The organism is Bradyrhizobium altum, from assembly GCF_020889705.1.
Taxonomy (GTDB): domain Bacteria; phylum Pseudomonadota; class Alphaproteobacteria; order Rhizobiales; family Xanthobacteraceae; genus Bradyrhizobium; species Bradyrhizobium altum.
The window spans coordinates 1-17,493 of sequence record NZ_JACMYP010000017.1; the positions used below are offsets into that span (position 1 = coordinate 1).

17 protein-coding genes, 1 tRNA gene and 1 pseudogene are annotated in these 17,493 nt (G+C 64.5%); 11 read left to right on the forward strand and 8 right to left on the reverse strand.

Annotation, left to right across the window (positions count from 1 at the left end; translation table 11 throughout):
* Both H8B02_RS07420 and H8B02_RS07425 read left to right on the forward strand, forming a co-directional pair.
* The coding region (locus H8B02_RS07420; RefSeq protein WP_229165643.1) for a thiamine pyrophosphate-binding protein at nucleotides 1-1,253 on the forward strand (1,253 nt) is incomplete at its 5' end.
* Between the two features lie 4 nt (nucleotides 1,254-1,257).
* Nucleotides 1,258-1,800: a carboxymuconolactone decarboxylase family protein gene (locus tag H8B02_RS07425; RefSeq protein ID WP_229165644.1), complete on the forward strand. Its 543-nt coding sequence runs from the start codon at nucleotides 1,258-1,260 to the stop codon at nucleotides 1,798-1,800.
* 88 nt (nucleotides 1,801-1,888) lie between these two features.
* Here H8B02_RS07425 and H8B02_RS07430 read toward each other — a convergent pair whose 3' ends face one another.
* Nucleotides 1,889-2,134, reverse strand: coding sequence for a hypothetical protein (locus H8B02_RS07430; protein ID WP_229165645.1), 246 nt, complete (start codon nucleotides 2,132-2,134; stop codon nucleotides 1,889-1,891).
* A 285-nt stretch (nucleotides 2,135-2,419) separates the two neighbouring features.
* Here H8B02_RS07430 and H8B02_RS07435 point away from each other — a divergent pair, with 285 nt between their 5' ends.
* Both H8B02_RS07435 and H8B02_RS07440 read left to right on the forward strand, forming a co-directional pair.
* A complete protein-coding gene (locus tag H8B02_RS07435; RefSeq protein WP_092115019.1) occupies nucleotides 2,420-3,646 on the forward strand; it encodes a CaiB/BaiF CoA transferase family protein in 1,227 nt (408 codons plus the stop codon).
* Between the two features lie 241 nt (nucleotides 3,647-3,887).
* A complete protein-coding gene (locus H8B02_RS07440) occupies nucleotides 3,888-4,283 on the forward strand; it encodes a Rid family hydrolase (RefSeq protein ID WP_229165646.1) in 396 nt (131 codons plus the stop codon).
* An 11-nt stretch (nucleotides 4,284-4,294) separates the two neighbouring features.
* On the opposite strand, the gene H8B02_RS07445 is transcribed toward H8B02_RS07440, so the two are convergent.
* Nucleotides 4,295-4,984, reverse strand: coding sequence for a TetR/AcrR family transcriptional regulator (locus H8B02_RS07445; RefSeq protein WP_092115017.1), 690 nt, complete (start codon nucleotides 4,982-4,984; stop codon nucleotides 4,295-4,297).
* Between the two features lie 272 nt (nucleotides 4,985-5,256).
* On the opposite strand from H8B02_RS07445, the gene H8B02_RS07450 reads away from it, so the two are divergent.
* Nucleotides 5,257-6,489, forward strand: coding sequence for an acyl-CoA dehydrogenase family protein (locus tag H8B02_RS07450; RefSeq protein WP_212309687.1), 1,233 nt, complete (start codon nucleotides 5,257-5,259; stop codon nucleotides 6,487-6,489).
* Between the two features lie 134 nt (nucleotides 6,490-6,623).
* Nucleotides 6,624-7,682, forward strand: a complete 1,059-nt coding sequence (locus tag H8B02_RS07455; protein ID WP_229165647.1) for a phosphotransferase family protein — start codon at nucleotides 6,624-6,626, stop codon at nucleotides 7,680-7,682.
* A 118-nt stretch (nucleotides 7,683-7,800) separates the two neighbouring features.
* Here H8B02_RS07455 and H8B02_RS48440 read toward each other — a convergent pair whose 3' ends face one another.
* The gene (locus H8B02_RS48440; RefSeq protein WP_312000694.1) at nucleotides 7,801-8,085 is read right to left on the reverse strand and encodes a hypothetical protein; all 285 of its coding nucleotides are present in this window, start codon (nucleotides 8,083-8,085) and stop codon (nucleotides 7,801-7,803) included.
* Nucleotides 8,086-8,183: 98 nt separating this feature from the next.
* Between H8B02_RS48440 and H8B02_RS48445 the strand changes: the two genes are divergently transcribed.
* A complete protein-coding gene (locus H8B02_RS48445) occupies nucleotides 8,184-8,750 on the forward strand; it encodes a DMT family transporter (RefSeq protein WP_312000695.1) in 567 nt (188 codons plus the stop codon).
* An 88-nt stretch (nucleotides 8,751-8,838) separates the two neighbouring features.
* On the opposite strand, the gene lepB is transcribed toward H8B02_RS48445, so the two are convergent.
* Both lepB and argE read right to left on the reverse strand, forming a co-directional pair.
* Nucleotides 8,839-9,597: a signal peptidase I gene (gene lepB / locus H8B02_RS07465; RefSeq protein WP_229165648.1), complete on the reverse strand. Its 759-nt coding sequence runs from the start codon at nucleotides 9,595-9,597 to the stop codon at nucleotides 8,839-8,841.
* Nucleotides 9,598-9,636: 39 nt separating this feature from the next.
* A pseudogene (gene argE, locus H8B02_RS07470) lies at nucleotides 9,637-10,805 on the reverse strand (acetylornithine deacetylase).
* A gap of 169 nt (nucleotides 10,806-10,974) precedes the next feature.
* On the opposite strand from argE, the gene H8B02_RS07475 reads away from it, so the two are divergent.
* Complete coding sequence (locus H8B02_RS07475; protein ID WP_229165649.1) at nucleotides 10,975-11,325, forward strand: NIPSNAP family protein; 351 nt, start codon at nucleotides 10,975-10,977, stop codon at nucleotides 11,323-11,325.
* An 825-nt stretch (nucleotides 11,326-12,150) separates the two neighbouring features.
* Here the strand turns inward: H8B02_RS07475 and H8B02_RS07480 are convergent.
* The gene (locus H8B02_RS07480; RefSeq protein ID WP_229165650.1) at nucleotides 12,151-12,936 is read right to left on the reverse strand and encodes an SDR family NAD(P)-dependent oxidoreductase; all 786 of its coding nucleotides are present in this window, start codon (nucleotides 12,934-12,936) and stop codon (nucleotides 12,151-12,153) included.
* 152 nt (nucleotides 12,937-13,088) lie between these two features.
* Between H8B02_RS07480 and H8B02_RS07485 the strand changes: the two genes are divergently transcribed.
* Entirely contained in the window at nucleotides 13,089-13,796 is a 708-nt protein-coding gene (locus H8B02_RS07485; protein WP_229165651.1) for a histidine phosphatase family protein, read from the forward strand.
* A 75-nt stretch (nucleotides 13,797-13,871) separates the two neighbouring features.
* The gene (locus H8B02_RS07490; protein ID WP_229165652.1) at nucleotides 13,872-14,639 is read left to right on the forward strand and encodes an SDR family NAD(P)-dependent oxidoreductase; all 768 of its coding nucleotides are present in this window, start codon (nucleotides 13,872-13,874) and stop codon (nucleotides 14,637-14,639) included.
* A gap of 61 nt (nucleotides 14,640-14,700) precedes the next feature.
* Here the strand turns inward: H8B02_RS07490 and H8B02_RS07495 are convergent, their stop codons facing one another.
* Nucleotides 14,701-15,924, reverse strand: a complete 1,224-nt coding sequence (locus tag H8B02_RS07495) for a serine hydrolase domain-containing protein (protein WP_229165653.1) — start codon at nucleotides 15,922-15,924, stop codon at nucleotides 14,701-14,703.
* Nucleotides 15,925-16,100: 176 nt separating this feature from the next.
* On the opposite strand from H8B02_RS07495, the gene H8B02_RS07500 reads away from it, so the two are divergent.
* Nucleotides 16,101-16,176 (forward strand) — tRNA-Trp (locus H8B02_RS07500).
* A gap of 64 nt (nucleotides 16,177-16,240) precedes the next feature.
* On the opposite strand, the gene H8B02_RS07505 is transcribed toward H8B02_RS07500, so the two are convergent.
* Nucleotides 16,241-17,446 carry an ABC transporter substrate-binding protein gene (locus H8B02_RS07505; protein WP_229165654.1) on the reverse strand — a complete coding sequence of 402 codons (1,206 nt, stop codon included), beginning with the start codon at nucleotides 17,444-17,446 and terminating at the stop codon, nucleotides 16,241-16,243.
* Nucleotides 17,447-17,493: the final 47 nt, after the last annotated feature.

Here is a 17,493-nt window from a genome sequence, read left to right on the forward strand (position 1 = left end):
GCCTGCCGCAAGATCTGCACGAGCGGCCCGTGACCGAGGCCTACCGCCCGCTGCAATACGGCTTGGCAACGCCGCCGCGTGTGCTGGACCGGGAGACCGCGGCCGCCGCGCGAGCGTTGCTGACGGCAGGCCCGCGCATCGCCATTCTGGCCGGAAACGGCTGCGTGAGATCCGGCGCCACGGAGGACCTCGTGCGGCTTGCCGATAGCTGCGGCATTCCGATTGCCACCACGTTGCGCGCCAAGGGCGTAATCCCGGAAGACCATCGTCTGTCGCTGGGCGTGTTTGGCTATGGCGGGACTCGCCATTCGACACTGGCTTTGACGCCGGACGATGACACCGGCCCGAACTCGCCGCCGGCGGCCGACGTGAAGGCCGACGTGCTATTGATCCTGGGCTCGGGCCTGAGCCAGCGCGACACCATGTCGTGGAGTCCGAACCTGCCGGCGGTCACCGTACAGGTCGACATCGACGCTTGCGAGTTCGGTCGCGACTATGCGGTGACCGGGTCCGTGGTGGGCGACGCGCGCGAGTTTGTGCGCTGGATGTTGGACGATGAGCCCGTGCGCAGCACTCTCGCCGGCACCCGGGCGGCGCGCGACGCGTGGACCGCGCGCATACGCGCCATGCCGCGCCTGTACGATGTCGCCAACACCCGCAGCAATGCGATGCCAATCCACCCGGCGCGCGCCGTTGCCGACCTGCGTCAGGTGGCCCCGCGCGACTGCGTGCTGCTGGTCGACTCCGGCGCGCATCGGGTCTTTGGCGGGCATTACTGGCAAAGTCATGGGCCCAGCGCCTATCTCACCGCCACCGCCTTGGCGCCGATGGGCTGGGCCATTCCCGCGGCAATCGGCGCCAAGCTGGCGCGGCCGGAGCTGCCGTGTGCGGTTATCACCGGCGATGGCTGCATGCTGATGCACGGCATCGAGATCCAGACCGCGGCGCGTCACGGTCTCGCTATCGTCTACGTCGTCATCAACAACGGCGCCTTGGGGAATGTCTACCTGCGCGCCAAGCAGATGAGCCCGGCCGCAGCCGAGCTGTCCCTGCTTCGCACCCACGACTGGGTGCAATTTGCGCGCTCGCTCGGTGCCGACGGTGTGGTGGTGGAGCAGCCCGGCGACCTGGTCGGCGCCTTCGAGCACGCCTTTCGTTCGGGCGGCACGTTCATCGTCGATGTGCGCTGCGACCGTGACGCCACCACGCCCGTGGGCCCCTGGAACCGCGCCAAAGGCGCGTCGCTGGATTGAAGCCATGGCACAATTGCCCGACCCGACGCCGGATCTGGACGATGAGGGCCGCGCCATCTACCGGCGCCTGGCCGGCCCGCGCGGCGGACTGCATGGCATGTACCTAGCGCTGATGAACAACCCCGTGCTGGCTGAGCATATCGGCAATCTCGGCAGCTATCTGCGCTTCCACGGCCTGCTCAGCGCCGACGTGCGCGAGCTCGCCATCCTGGCGACGGCGCGCGGCCTCGGCGTGGCCTATGAATGGGAGCAGCATGCGCCGATCGCTGTCGCCGCGGGCGTGCCCCAGGCGGTGGTGAACGCCTTGCAGGCTGGTGATTTCGCGGCTCCGCCCATGAGCGCTCTCTACCTCGACATTTGCAGCGCGGCCCGCCATGTCGTGGCGCAAGAGTCTCTGCCCGACCTGCTGCAGCAGCGCTTGCAGCAGGCGTTGGGCTTGAAGGGCGTGGTCGAACTGGTGGCGCTGTGCGGCTTCTACCGCTGCATCGCTACCGTCGTCACGGCCTTCGACGTAGCCCTGCCTAATCCCGGACCGCCGCCGTTCTGAGACGGTCCCGTACCAGCCGTAAACGACGAACCTTGGGAGCACTTGATGGACTCCCTGAAGCGCGGTGACGATTGAACCTCATCGCGTTCTAGCAGCCGCGGCAGATGCTCTTCAGCTTGCTGTTGAGCAGGCGGTCCTCTTCGTCGGAGGCCGCCTTGGTGTAGGGGTCGTCGGCGTGGCGCTTGTCGGCGACAAACCCGCCGCCGCGACTTGCGCCGCCGGCATGCATGCCGTGCAAGCCGCCGCCATGGCCGTGGCCGTCGCGCGCATCCGCCGGCGCCATTGCGGCCCCAAGCAGGGTCAGCAACAGCCCGGCTTTCGTGATCGTCCGCATGATGTCCTCCTCGTCGCGGCAGGATACCGTCGGCGTTGAGACAAATCGGTGTCGGTGATCTTCACAATTTCGCGTGGCGGCAATCGGCCCGATACGCGCGGCCGGTTCCCGAAGGACCCCCGCCGTTGCGCCACACGCGGATGGCTTCATGCCGACAATGCAGTGCTCGCGGCAGCAAAATGGTGTATCCGCAAGCTCTGGCGCGCCCAGGAGACGGGCAGGAAACGGGCAAGACACGGTCCGGCGCCGATAATCAAGATTTAGCAAGATTTCGGAGGAACGTTCATGTCGGCTCTGCCACTTTCGGGCATCAAGATTCTCGACCTGACGCGGGTGCTCGCGGGCCCGCTGTCGGCCCAGATGCTGGCGGATCTCGGCGCCGAGGTGATCAAGATCGAGCGGCCCGGCGGCGGCGACGACGCCCGCGCCTTTGGCCCGCCTTACCTCGCCGATCCCGAAGGCAAGGCGAACAACAACAACTCGTTCTACCTCTGCGCCAACCGCAACAAGAAGTCGGTCACCGTCAATATCGCCAAGCCCGAGGGGCAGGCGATCATCCGCGAGCTCGCCAAGTCGGTCGACGTGATGATGGAGAACTACAAGGTCGGCGACCTCAAGCGCTACGGCCTCGACTACGACACCATCAAGCAGCTCAACCCCGGCATCATCTATTGCTCGGTGACCGGCTTCGGCCAGACCGGCCCGTACGCGACGCGAGCCGGCTATGACGCGATCCTGCAGGCGATGGGCGGCCTGATGAGCGTGACGGGCCATATCGACGGCGAGCCCGGCGCGGGCCCGATGAAGGTCGGCCCCTCGATCGTCGACTACATGACCGGCATGAACACCTCGATCGGAATTCTGTCGGCGCTCTACCATCGTGACGCCAACAACGGCGAGGGGCAGCATGTCGACGTCTGCCTGTTCGACACGGTGATCGCCTCGCTGTCGCACTGGCTGCAGATCTATCTCGTCAACGGCAACATGCCGCCGCGCCGCGGCACCTGGGGCAATGGCGGCATGCCGGCCGGCGTGTTCCGCTGCACCGACGGCGAGCTGATGCTGGTGGTCGGCAATGACGGGCAGTTCCAGCGCACCTGCGCCGTGCTCGGCGAACCCGAGCTCGCCAACGACAAGCGCTTCGTCAAGAACAACGACCGCGTCGTGCACGGCAAGGAGATCATGGCGATCTTCGCCGGCCTGTTCCTGAAGCATCCGGTCGCCTACTGGCTGGACAAGCTCGAGGAGGCGGGCGTGCCGTCCGGTCCGATCAACAATTTCGAACAGGTGTTCAACGATCCGCATGTGCAGTCGCGCGGCATGCGGGTCAAGGTCGATCACCCCTTCGAGCCGAACCTGTCGCTGATCCGCAACGCGCTGACCTTCTCGGGCACGCCGATCACCGACTACCGCGCCCCGCCGCTGTTAGGTGCCGACACCAAGGACGTGCTGGCGACCATCGGCTACGACGACGCCAAGGTCGAAGGGCTGAAGGCGCAGGGGATTCTGTAGGCGCGCGCCGGAGCCACGGGCGGTCCGCTCTTCCCGTCATCCTGAGGTGCGAGCGGAGCGAGCCTCGAAGGATGAATCGGCCACCAGCCGGGCCGTGCATTCTTCGAGACGCGCTTCGCGCTCCTCAGGATGACGGGGAGAGGGCTGTTTGGTCGGCTACGACACTTCGACCTGTATCGAAGCATTCTTGACACGAGCCTGCTAGATTGGCGCCATCGATCCCTTATCGAAGGTGCCAATCATGAAACGGGAAGTGGTCCGCGTCGAACCGATCTCCAGTTGGCTGGAGCGCTGGAAGGCGCCGGCGTCGGCAGTCACGCGCGCCGGCAACATGATCTTCGTCTCCGGCCTGCCGCCGTTCGATCCGGCAACCGGCGAGATCGCCACCGGCGCCTCGATCGAGCGGCAGAGCGAATTGGTGATGGAGCAGCTCAGGCTGTGCCTCGCGGCGGCCGGCGCGTCGTTCGACAACGTGATGAAGTGCAACATCTTCTGCACCTCGGCAAAACACTTCGCGACCTTCAACGCGATCTACCGGAGATATTTCGCGGATGATCTGCCGGCGCGGATCTTCGTCTGCATCCCGGAATGGACCGGGCCGTTCGACGTCGAGATCGACTGCATCGCGATGGTGTAGCGCGGAAGACCTCACAAATCCTGGCGCGTTAGCCGGCCGTGCACCACGACCGGCCGCAGCGCCGGTTTGCTCGGCACGTCGCCCATCGTCAGCGCCATCACCGAGACCGTGACCACGCGATCGATGATGGCGCGCACGTCGTCGAGATCGCATTTGCCTTCGGACAGCCGCAGCAGGCGTTCCTTCTCGCGGATGGTGTGGTGCGCCATCGCGAGCGCGAAGTGCAGGCCCCAGTACAGTTCGGTGTCGTCACGGCCCGGCATCGCGCGGCGCATCGCGGCGGCGAATTTGCGCAAGTGATCGACCTCGCGGTTCTTGATGCGGCGGATCGGCGGCACGGATTCGATCGAGGCGCGGATCATGAAACGCGCCGCGGTCGAGCCCTCTCGATCGGGTCCGAGGCAGCCACGCAAAGTGGGACCGACGAGGGCGCGCATGATGTCCTCGATCGAGGCGCGTCCGCCACCATTTTCCTCCGCCGCCTTCAATTCATTGAGACGTTCGCGGTTGGTCTGGATGCTGCGGGTGACGAACAGCTCCGCGATCAATTCGTCCTTGGAGCCGAAATGATAGTTCACCGCCGCGAGGTTGACGTTCGCCTCCGCGACGATGTCGCGCAGCGTGACGTCGCCGAAGCCGCGGTCGGCATAGAGCCGCTCGGCGGCGGCGAGAATGGCGGATCGGGTCTGGTCGCTGGCCATGGCGTTGAGCCTTTCCGTTATTCCGCGGAATGCCGGGGAATGACGAAGACGACGGGGAGTTGCATTTCAAACATTTGTATGAAACTATCGTTTGAAGAGCTGGAAATGTCAATCCGCTGATCGCGGGGCGGCGTTCTGGCACACCACCGCCGCCGTTTTCGCGAACGCCCTTGCGGGCCGCGGAGGCGGGGTCAACAATGTTGCCCAAACGGCCAAGGCCCAGTTCCACGGCCCCAGTGCAAAGCCCAAGTCTAGGAAACGAGGAGCGTCCCATGGATTTCACGATGTCGGCCAGGCAGAAGGAATGGCTTGAGCGCGTTCAGGCTTTCATGAAAACGCATGTCCGCCCCGCCGTGCCGATCTACGACAAGCAGGACGCCGAAGGCCCGCGCTGGAAGGTGATCCCGATCCTCGAGGATCTGAAGAAGAAGGCGAAGGCCGAAGGCCTCTGGAACATGTTCATGCCGCCGTCCTCGCATGAGGATGACGAATTCCACGGCGCGGGATTGAGCAACCTCGAATACGCGCTGCTGTCGGAAGAGATGGGCCACATCTCCTGGGCGTCCGAGGTCTTCAACTGCTCCGCCCCCGATACCGGTAACATGGAAGTGTTCATCCGCTACGGCACCAAGGAGCAGAAGCGCAAATGGCTGCGCCCGCTGATGGACGGCGAAATCCGCTCCGCCTTCCTGATGACCGAGCCGGCGGTTGCGTCCTCTGACGCCACCAACATCGAGACCCGGATCGAGAAGGACGGCGATCACTACGTCATCAACGGCCGCAAATGGTGGTCGTCGGGCGTCGGCGATCCCCGCTGCAAGGTCGCGATCCTGATGGGCAAGACCGACTTCAACGCCGCCAAGCATCAGCAGCAATCGCAGATCCTGGTGCCGCTCGACACTCCCGGCATCAAGGTCGAGAAGATGCTGCCGGTGTTCGGCTTCGACGACGCGCCGCACGGCCATGCCCAGGTGCTGCTCGAAAACGTCCGCGTGCCGAAGGAAAACATCCTGCTCGGCGAAGGCCGCGGCTTCGAGATCGCGCAGGGCCGTCTCGGTCCGGGCCGCATCCATCACTGCATGCGCACCATCGGCAAGGCCGAGGAGGCGCTGGAGAAGATGGTGAAGCGGCTCGCCTCGCGCACCGCGTTCGGCAAGAAGATCATCGAGCATTCGGTCTGGGAGCAGCGCATCGGCGAGGCCCGCACCGACATCGAGATGAACCGCTTGCTGTGCCTCAAGGCCGCCGACATGATGGACAAGGTCGGCAACAAGACCGCGCAGGCCGAGATCGCGATGATCAAGGTCGCAGCTCCGAACATGGCGCTGAAGATCATCGACCAGGCGATCCAGGCCTATGGCGGCGGCGGCGTCTCCGACGAAGCCGGGCTTGCCAAGGATTACGCCCACATCCGCACGCTTCGCCTGGCAGACGGTCCGGACGAGGTGCACAATCGCGCCATTGCCAGACTTGAACTTCGGAAGTATGCAAACACGTCGCACTAAGCATGATGCGGAACGCATGGCGTTCGCGCTGACATCGTGCTCAGAATGAAAAAGAGAAATCAGGCTGGCGTGCCAGCCTGATCGCGGGAGCGCCCGACGTGCTCCTTGAAAAATCGAGTTGAGGGAGCGTCACCGTGGCGGACGGCGTCAGGAAAGACGAAGAATTTTCCGGCACAAGGGAAGTCGAGGAGCGCCATCGTATCAACGAGGCGAACCTCGCGGCCTGGATGCAGGAACACGTCGAGGGCTATCAGGGCCCGCTCAAGGTCCTGCAGTTCAAGGGTGGCCAGTCCAACCCGACCTACAAGCTCGAAACCCCCGGCCGCAACTATGTGATGCGCCGCCGTCCGTTCGGTAAATTGTTGCCGTCGGCCCATGCGGTGGATCGCGAGTTCCGCGTCATCGCGGCGCTCGGCAAGCAGAATTTCCCGGTCGCCAAAGCCTACGCGCTGTGCACCGACGATGTGGTGGTCGGCTCGGCCTTCTACATCATGTCGATGGAGGAGGGGCGGGTGTTCTGGGATCCGACGCTGCCGAGCCAGCAGCCCGACGCGCGCCGCAAGATCTTCACCAGCAAGATCGAGACGCTGGCGAAGCTGCACATGCTCGATCCCGAAAAGATCGGCCTCGGCGATTTCGGCAAGCCCGGCAATTATTTTGCGCGCCAGGTCGACCGCTGGACCAAACAGTATCGCGCGTCCGAGACGCAGCACATTCCCGAATTCGAGAAGCTCGCGGAGTGGCTGCCGAAGACGGTGCCGGAGCAGAAGCGCGTCTCGGTCGTGCACGGCGACTATCGCCTCGACAACATGATCTTCCACGCCACGGAGCCGCGGGTGCAGGCGGTGCTCGACTGGGAATTGTCGACGCTCGGCGATCCTATGGCCGACTTCACCTATCTGTTGATGCAGTGGACCATGCCGGGCCTCGCCAATGCCGACCTCAAGGCGTTGAACATTCCGAGCCAGGACGAGGCCGCGCAGATCTACTGCGACGTCACCGGCATGGCTGTGCCGGATCTGAACTGGTACTTCTCCTACAACCTGTTCCGCCTCGCCGGCATCACGCAGGGCATTGCGGGCCGCGTCCGCGACGGCACCGCCGCGAATGCCAAGGCCCTCGAGTCGGCCAAGCGCACCGTGCCGCTGTCGCAGGCGTCATGGGAATACGCGCAGAAGGCCGGCGCAACCTGATCCGAAAACGCGGCGCGATCCCACAAGGCTCGCGCCGCTTCTGCGAGCTGCGGCATGTTTCCGCATTGTAGCCATCTGTGACTTGAGTTCGCTGCGCCGCTTTGGCAAGTCAGTCCGGTCAACGCCCGCCCTCGTCCTGATCGGACACTTTCACCTTGGCCCTTTCCTCGAATCTTCGCGGCAGCCTGTTCATGGCGGCGGCCATGGCCAGCTTCACGGCCAACGACGCCATCACCAAGGCGGTGTCGGCGGAGCTCAACATCGGTGAGATCCTGCTGGTCCGCGGTCTGGTCGCGATGGTGCTGGTCGCAGCACTCGCCTGGTACCGCGACGCGCTGCGCAGCTTCAGCGCACTGCTGATCTGGCCGGTCGGACTGCGCGTGATGGGCGAGATCGGCGGCACGCTGACCTATCTCTCGGCGATTTCGCAGATCCCGCTCGCCAACGCGTCGGCGATCTTCCAGGCAACTGCCGCTCGTTATCACGCTGGGCGCGGCGCTGGTGTTCGGCGAGCCGGTCGGCTGGCGGCGCTGGCTTGCGATCGCGGCTGGCTTCATCGGTGTGCTGGTCATCGTGCGGCCGGGGGCGGAGGGCTTCAGCCAGGCCTCACTCTTGGCGCTGGCGTCGGTCGGCTTCTGTGCGGTGCGCGATCTCGCCACCCGCCGCATCCCGAAAGCGCTGCCGACCGTGTTCATCACGCTGCTCACCACCGTGACGGTGACGACGGCAGGCGCTGCCGTTCTTGTCCCGCTTGGCGGCTGGAAGCCGCCGTCGGGCCACGCCCTCGGCCTGCTGGTGCTGGCCGCGGTGCTGATCCTGATTGGCTATCAGTGCATCATCGTGTCGCTGCGCACAGGCGACATCTCGGCAGTGGCGCCGTTTCGCTATTCGGCACTGCTGTGGGCGATGCTGCTCGGCTATCTCGCCTTCGGCCACCAGCCCGACGTTCAGATGCTCGCGGGCGCTGCGATCATCGTCGCCTCCGGCCTGTACGCCTTCTACCGCGAGCGCAAGCGCGACAAGCTGCGCCCGGCCGCGACGGGGCCGGGCCTGCCGCCGGACGTGTAGGGCGGATTAGCCGAAGGCGCAATCCGCCGTCGTTCAGCGCAAGAGCGGCGGGTTACGCCTTCGGCTAACCCGCCCTACGCTCTGAACATCAGTGAATGCCGGTGAACAGCCGATTCCAGCGCACCGATGCCGGCCAGTGCCACACTTGCCATGCCGGCGCGTCATTGCCGATCGAGAAAAAGATCACCTTGGCTTGCCCGATGAGGTTCTCGAACGGCACGTAACCGACGCCGCCGCGCGCCGGCGGCACGCGGCTGTCGGCCGAGTTGTCGCGGTTGTCGCCCATCGCGAAGAAATGCCCGGGCGGCACGACATAGACCGGCGTGTTGTCGTATTCGGAACGTTCGATGCGATCGAGCGCGTCGTAGCTGACTCCGTTCGGCAGGGTCTCGCGCCAGCGCTTGACGCGGACCGGGCGCGGCCCGTCGTCGCGACCGACATAGTCATCGACCCGCTCGCGCTTGACCGCGGTGCCGTTGATGTACAGCTGCCCGTCGATCATCTGAATGCGATCGCCTGGCAGGCCGATCACGCGCTTGATGAAATCGATCTTGTCGTCGCTCGGCAGCCGGAACACCACGACATCGCCCGGCCTGGGTTCGGAGCCGAAGATACGACCCGAGAACAGCGGCGGTGAGAAGGGCAGGGAGTAGTGCGTATATCCGTAGCTGTATTTCGAGAGAAACAGGTAGTCGCCGACGAGCAACGTCGATTCCATCGACTCGGACGGAATGTTGAAGGACTGGAACAGGAAGGTGCGGATGACCAGCGCGATGATCAGCGCCTGCACGGCCACGCGAAAGGTTTCCGCCACTCCGCCTTGCTGACGTTCCTTCTCGGTCGACATGGTCCCGGGCTCCTGTTTCACGCCCTACGCAGCAGAATATCACTTCGCGCAATGCGCGATCAGCCGCGCGACGAATTCTCCGCAAGCCTCGAGCTGCGACATCTCGACGAATTCATCCGGCGTGTGCGCCTGCGCGATAGAGCCGGGGCCGACCACCACGGACGGCACATCCGCCATGCTGACGAACAGGCTCGCCTCGGTGCCGAACGCGACCTTGGCGTGGTCGTTGCGGCCGGCGAGCTGCTTGGCGAGCGTGACGATCGGCGCGTCCGCCGCGGTGTCGAGCGCGGGGTAGTCGAGAATTTCCTCGAAATCGATGCCACACTCCGGATGCCGCTTGCGCATGTCAGGCTCGATCTCGGCCTTCGCCCAGGCGATGATCGCATCCGTCACGGCTCTGGACTCGGTGATGCCGATGCCGCGGCATTCGAATTCGACGACGCACTGGTCGGGCACGATGTTCAGCGCGGCGCCGCCGCGGACTATGCTGGTGAGCAGGGTCGAGTGCGGAACGTCGTAGAGGCTGTCTCGCTCCGCATCCGCGGCCAGCAGCGCGGCGCGGCGGCGAATTTCGGTGGTCAGATCGGCCGCGTATTCGATGGCGTTGACGCCGTCGGGCGCGATCGAGGAGTGACGGGCGAGCCCGCGGAACGTGGCGCGCACGCCATGCTTGCCCTTGTGGCCGATGATCACCTGCATCCGGGTCGCTCGCCGACGAAACAGCCGAGCGGCCTGATCGGCTTGCGTGCGACGTCGCGCAGCATCGGGCGCACGCCGACGCAACCGATCTCCTCGTCATAGGAGATCGCAAGATTGATCGGCGTCTTCAGATCGGCCGTGAGCATTTCCGGGACCATCGCGAGGCAGACGGCGACAAAGCCCTTCATGTCGGTGGTGCCGCGGCCGTACAGCCGCCCGTCACGCTCGACGAGCTCGAACGGGTTGTGGCTCCAGTCCTGTCCCGCAACCGGCACGACATCGGTATGCCCTGACAGAACCAGCCCGGCTCTGTCCTCGGGGCCGACCGTGACCCACAACGAGGACTTCTGTCCGGTGTCATCGACGATGCGCTGTCCGCTGACGCCAAGCGAGGCGAGGTAGCGCTCGATGTAGTCGATCAGGGGGAGGTTGCTGCGGTCGCTTATGGTGTCAAACGCGACGAGGTCGGCCAAGAGCTTGCGGATACGGTCGGGGCGTTGATTTTGCATTGCCTGTTCGTGTGCGAGGGAGTGTGCAAGGAATTGCTGATGTGCCGGCGATCCTGCCAGCAAAGTATAACAGCTGGTTTGCCTGCCGGGGCCAAGCAATATTCGGACCGCTGCCGGACGTTATTGCGGGTCGACGTCCGTCGTCCCATGTAACGACCGGGAGATCGCCATGATCCAGCAATTGCGCATCTACGAAATCTTCGAGAACAATAAGGCCGCGTTTCATGCCCGGTTCCGCGATCACGCGGCGCGGATCACGACGGGGCGCTACGGTTTCAAATTCGTCAGCATGTGGGAGACGAAATTCGGTGACCGCACCGAGTTCGTGTATTTGCTCGAATGGCCCGACGAGGCGACCAAGATCGCGCAGTGGGCGGCATTCATGGCAGATCCCGAATGGAGCGAGATCAAGCGGGTCACCCATGCCGAGCACGGCCTGATGGTCGGGCAGATCGAGGATCGGTTGCTGGCTCAGGTGGACTATTCGCCGGCACGGGAGCGGAGCCTGTTGCCGGGGTAGGGCGTGCCGTAGAGCGTAGGATGGGTAGAGCGAAGCGAAACCCATCGACTTTGATCCGCGCGGTGAGATGATGGATTTCGCTGCGCTCTACCCATCCTACGGCGCATGGTTGCGTCCTCCGGTGTTGCCCATTCGACACGACGGGCAACTCAACCAAAACCTGTCAATCCCGCGCAGCAAAAATATTTCTTTTTATCAGAAGTGCAACTCAGTGTATAAATCTTCCCGTCTCACCCGATCGAGGGGCGCTTCGCGATCGTCACGAACGCGGTGTGAGATGCGGTGGACGCCGAACGTTGTGACTGACGAGCACACGTGAAGCGGACGGCGAAGTCGTGTGGTCCTGACGCCCTAGCGGCCGGTGTCCCCTTTGCAAAGCGCGTAGCGCTTTTGCGGAAGGCGGTGACAAGCAAGCCCAGTCTCGCCGGGGAGAGCACGAAATAAGCCGTAACCCATCGCGCAGGGAAAGCCGGATTGCACCGGTTACACCTGTGGTCCTACCCCCGAGCTTTCTACCCATTGCTCGGGGCCCATGGGTGCGATCGGCACCCGGCTTTCCCTGCGCCCTCTGTGAACGGAGAGGGTGAAACGAAGAGCAGAACTCGGGCAGATCATGTCGCGAGAATGCGATTGTTTGACTCTCGATGTCGCAACAAATTCGATGTCGTCCTGGCGAAAGCCAGGACCCATTATGCTGGAACGACGAGTCCCCCCTCACAACATCCGCCGCGGAGTATGGGTCCCGGCTTGCGCCGGGACGACGGTGGTGGATGTGGCGCCGTCATGGCGTCATTCGGATTGCGCCGCGAACGGAGAATGCCGTTGCTAAATCGGCTTGCCCGTATACGGCATCGACGCGGTGAGGCCGCCGTCGACCGGGATGGCCTGGCCGTTGACGTAAGACGCCTCGTCGCTCGCCAGGAACAATCCCATTGCGGCGAGTTCGTGCGGTTGACCGGGGCGCTTCAGCGGATTGAGCTGGCCGATCTTGTCCTGGGTGCCGCGCTCCTTGGCACGGTCGAACACCGGTTTGGTCATGCCGGTTTCGATCAGGCCCGGGCAGACCGCGTTGATGCGCACGCCGGTGCCGGAGAGCGAGTAGGCGGTGGTCTGCACCAGGCTGATGACGCCGGCCTTGCTCGCGCCGTAGGGATGTCCGCTGGCGCCGGACTTCAGGCCCGCGACGGATGCGGTGCAGACGATCGAGCCGGAACCCTGCTTGGTCATGTGCGGGATCGAATGCTTGATCGCGAGGAACGGGCCGATCAGATTGACGCGCAGCACCTCCTGCCAATGTTCCGGAGTCTGGTCGGCGAGCGGCACGAGGCCGCCGCTGACGCCGGCATTGGCCCAGATCGCATCGAGCTTGCCGTATTTCGAAACCGCCTTCTCGATGAAGGCCTTCACGTCGCTCTCCGAGCCGGCATCGGCGGTGACGGCTTCGACCGTGCCGCCGGCATCGCGCACCAGCTTCGCGGTCTCGTTGACGCCATCGGTGCGATCGACCGCGATCAGCTTGGCGCCTTCTTTGGTGAACAGCAGCGAGGCGGCGCGGCCGATGCCGCTTCCTGCGCCGGTGATGATGACGGATTTGCCTTCGAGGCGGCCCATGATTTTCTCCCTGTTCACATGGTTAGTTCGAGTGATCCTTGGCGCGTCTGCCGCGCGACGGAATTCAAACAAAATTTCAAACGTCAGAAGCACTTGAGACGATGTGCGGCGTGACGTACAGCGTGACGGGACAGTATTGAAGGGCTCATCCGATGTCCAATCCAGAGAAGCCTAACGTGACGGTGACGCGGTGGTGGTGGGTTCGTCATGCGCCGGTGCGCAGCGACGGCGGCAACATCTACGGGCAGGAGGATATCGACTGCGACACCGGCGATGTCGAAGTCTTCGAGGCGGTCGCCAAGATGCTGCCGCGCAACGCCGTGTGGTATTCGAGCAATCTGAAGCGCACGCACAAGACCGCGGATGCGATCTGGGCCGCCGGGTATCCGAAGCCCGAAAGCATGACGCAGGAGCGCGACTTCGCCGAGCTGCATCTCGGCCGGTGGCAGGGCATGAACCGCGCCGCGTTTCTCGCCAGCCGCCCGCCCGGCAGCATGTGGTTCGCCGACGTCAACGAGCCTGCGCCCGGCGGCGAGAGCTTCATGGATCTCTACACCCGCGTCTGCCGCACCATCGTGCGGATCACCGCCGCGGAGGCCGGCAAGGACATCATCGCGGTCGGCCATGGCGGCGTGATCAGGGCCGCGGTCGGGCTTGCGCTCGGCGGCCAGCCGGATCGGGGCCTGTCGTTTGATATCGACAATGTCTCGGTGACGCGGCTCGATCACATCGCGGCGCCCAACGTGTCGATGTGGCGGCTGCCAATGGTGAACCAGCAGCCCTGGATCGCCGACCCCAGGCACGCCGCGATGCACCAGCCGTCCGGACCCGAAGTCAGGCCGGCGAGCAAGCTTGCGTGATTGCCGCTATCGGAACACCGGAACGCTGCCTAAGCTGAACACAGAATTCAAACGCCTTACATCAGGGAGAGAAACATGACCTTGTTCGACATGAAGGGAAAAGTCGCCGTCATCACCGGTTCGACGCGCGGCATCGGGCTCGCCATTGCCGAGCGGATGGCCGAGCACGGCGCCAAGGTCGTGATCTCCTCGCGCAAGGCCGACGTCTGCGAGCAGGTCGCGGGCGACATCAACGGCAAGTTCGGCAAGGGCACCGCGGTCGCGATCGCCGCCAACATCTCGTCAAAGGAAAACCTGCAAAATCTGGTCGACGAGAGCAATCGCGCCTTCGGCAACATCGACGTGCTGGTCTGCAACGCGGCGTCGAACCCGTATTACGGTCCGCTTGCCGGCATCTCCGACGATCAGTTCCGCAAGATCCTCGACAACAACATCGTCGCCAACAACTGGCTGATCTCGATGGTGGTGCCGCAGATGATCGAGCGCAAGGACGGCTCCATCATCATCGTGTCCTCGATCGGCGGCTTGAAGGGCTCGACCGTGCTCGGCGCTTACGCGATCTCGAAGGCCGCCGACATGCAACTCGCGCGCAACCTCGCCTGCGAATATGGCAAGCACAATATCCGCGTGAACTGCATCGCGCCGGGCCTGATCAAGACCGACTTCGCCAAGGCGCTGTGGGACAATCCGGACACGCTGAAGGCCTCGACCGCGCGCTCGCCGCTGCTGCGGATCGGCGTGCCGGACGAGATCGCGGGCGCCGCCGTGTTGATGGGCTCGCGCGCCGGCGACTTCCTCACCGGCCAGACCATCGTGATCGACGGCGGCGCGACGATCAGCTGACGCAAAGCGTCATCCCGGGGCGCGCGTCAGCGCGAACCCGGGATCTCGAGCCGCAATGACTTCACTCCACCGCCGCATACACGCCGTTGCGCACCAGCGAGCGGGTATATTCGCGCTGGCCCGGACCCTGCATCATGAAGACCGCGATCAGGTCTTCGCGCGGATCGATCCAGAAGAACGTGCCGGCCATGCCGCTCCAGAAGTACTGGCCGACCGAGCCGGAGAACGGCGCGATGCCCTGCTGCATGCGCACGGCGAAGCCGAGGCCGAAACTGTGGCCGGGCGACACCAGCGTGCCCTGGACCTTGACGCCGGCGCCGAGGTGATCGGAGGCCATGAATTCGAGCGTCTTGCGGCCGATGATCCTGGTGCCGTCGAGCGAGCCGCCGCCCAGCAGCATCTGCGCGAAGCGCGCATAGTCCATCGTGGTCGAAACAAGTCCGCCGCCGCCGGATTCCATCGCCGGCTTCTCCAGCATGTTGAACAGCTGCACCTTCTCGTTGGTCCAGGGATCGTTCGCAAAAGCCTCGGCGAGACGGCCGGCATTGGCTTCCCCGGTGTGGAAGGCGGTCTCGTTCATCTGCAGCGGCGAGAGGATGCGCTCAGCGAAGAACGCGCCGAGCGTCTTGCCGCTGACGACTTCGATGATGCGGCCGAGGATGTCGGTGGAGCGGCTGTAGTTCCACTCGGCGCCGGGCTGGCAGATCAGCGGCATGCCGGCGAGCATGGTGGCGTGCTCGGCATTGGTGATCTTGCGGCTGCGCAGCCGCGACTGCTGGTAGAGCTGCTGCACCGGGCCGTTGCCGGTGTGGTCGTAGGTGAGGCCAGAGGTGTGGCGCAGCAGGTCCTGGATCGTCATCTGCCGCTGCACGGGGACCAGCTCGAGCTTGCCGTTGTGCTCGACTCCGACCTTGGTCTCGGCGAATTCGGGGATGAACTTCGCGACGGGGTCGTTGAGCAGGAAGTGGCCGTCCTCCAGCAGCATCATGATGCCGACCGAGACGATCGGCTTGGTCATCGAGAAGATGCGGAAGATCGTGTCATGCGTCATCGGCGCGGAGGCCGCCGGGCTTTGCCGCCCGATCGCATCGAACCAGCCGATCTGGCCGCGCCGCGCCACCAGCACCGTGAAGCCGGGCGCGGTTCCCTTGTCGACCTCGCGCTTGAAGGTGTCGGACAGTGCCTGCAGCCGCGTGCTCGACAGTCCGATCGATTCGGGTTTGGCGAGGGGGAGGGACGGGGTGGTTTGGCTGGCGGGCTGCTTGGTGGCGGTCTGGGCGTTCATGGTCTCTCCCGGGTTCTTGATTCTTGATTCTTGCGGCGGAGCGCCGACGTGGAGTGATGGCGGAAGTCTGGCGCATAAGTTTTGCAATGAACAGAAGCTTCACCGGTTCGCCCTTGCAAACCGGCCATGCCCTGTGCTTGAAACGGCGCGAACCGGCGGCGACGCTGGTTCCCTGCAGGAGTGTAGCTCAATTGGTAGAGCACCGGTCTCCAAAACCGGGGGTCGCAGGTTCGAGCCCTGCCACTCCTGCCAGCTTTTACCCAATTATTTGAATGTGTTGGCCGAGGTCTTGGACCCCGGCCATGATTGTATTCACTCACTTGATGAGCGGGCAGCCGCCGTCCTTCATCGGCCGGAACGCCTGGTCGCCGGGCACCTCGGCGAGCACCTTGTAGTAATCCCACGGCGCCTTCGATTCCTCAGGTCTTTTGACCTCGAACAGGAACATCGAGTGCACCATGCGGCCGTCCTCGCGCACCACGCCGTTGTCGGAGAAGGCGTCGCGGACCGGGGTCGCGCGCATCTTCGCCAGCACCGGCTTGGTCTCCTTGGTACCGGCCGCCTGCACGGCGTTGAGGTAGTGCAGGGTGGCGCTGTAGGTCGCGGCCTGGTTCATCGTCGGCATCCGCTTCATGCGCTCGAAGAAGCGCTTGCCGAAGGCGCGGGTGCGGTCGTTGAGATCCCAGTAGTAGGCCTCGGTGATGATCAGGCCCTGCGCGAGCTTGAGCCCGAGGCTGTGGATATCAGAGATGAACATCACGATCCCAGCCAGATTCTGCCCGCCCGCGACGATGCCGAACTCGGCGGCCTGCTTGATCGCGTTGATGGTGTCGCCGCCGCCATTGGCCAGGCCGATGATCTTGGCCTTCGAGGCCTGCGCCTGCAGCAGGAACGAGGAGAAGTCCGGCGTGTTGAGCGGATGCCGGGCGCTGCCGAGCACCTTGCCGCCGGCGGCGCGGACCACGTCGCCGGTGTCGCGCTCGATCGAATGGCCGAACACGTAGTCGGCGGTGATGAAGAACCAGCTGTCGCCACCGTTCTTCACGATCGCACTGCCGACGGTGTGGGCGTTGGCGTAGGTGTCGTAGGTCCAGTGCAGCGTGTAGGGCGAACAGGACTTGCCCGTGATGTCGGAGCTCGCCGCATCCGTCACGATCATGATCTTCTCGAACCGCTTCGACATCTCCATGCCGGCGAGTGCGGTCGCCGAGGTCGGCATGTCGATGATCATGTCGACGTTCTCGGCCTCGTACCATTTGCGGGTGATGGTGGCGGCGACGTCGGCCTTGTTGAGGGCGTCGGCGGTGACGAGCTCGATCGGCTTGCCGAACATCGAGCCGCCGAACTCCTCAATCGCCATCTTGGTGGCTTCGACATTCCCGGCGCCGCCGATGTCCGAATAGACCGACTGGAAATCGGTCAGCACGCCGATCTTGAGCGGCGTCTGTTGCGCGAGAGCGGGACCCGCCAGCACGGCGGCGATCAGGCCGGCGGCGGACAGACTCGTGACGATGGATTTCATGGTGATGCGCCTCCCCAGGGTGTTCTTATCGGCTTGTCCGACAAAGC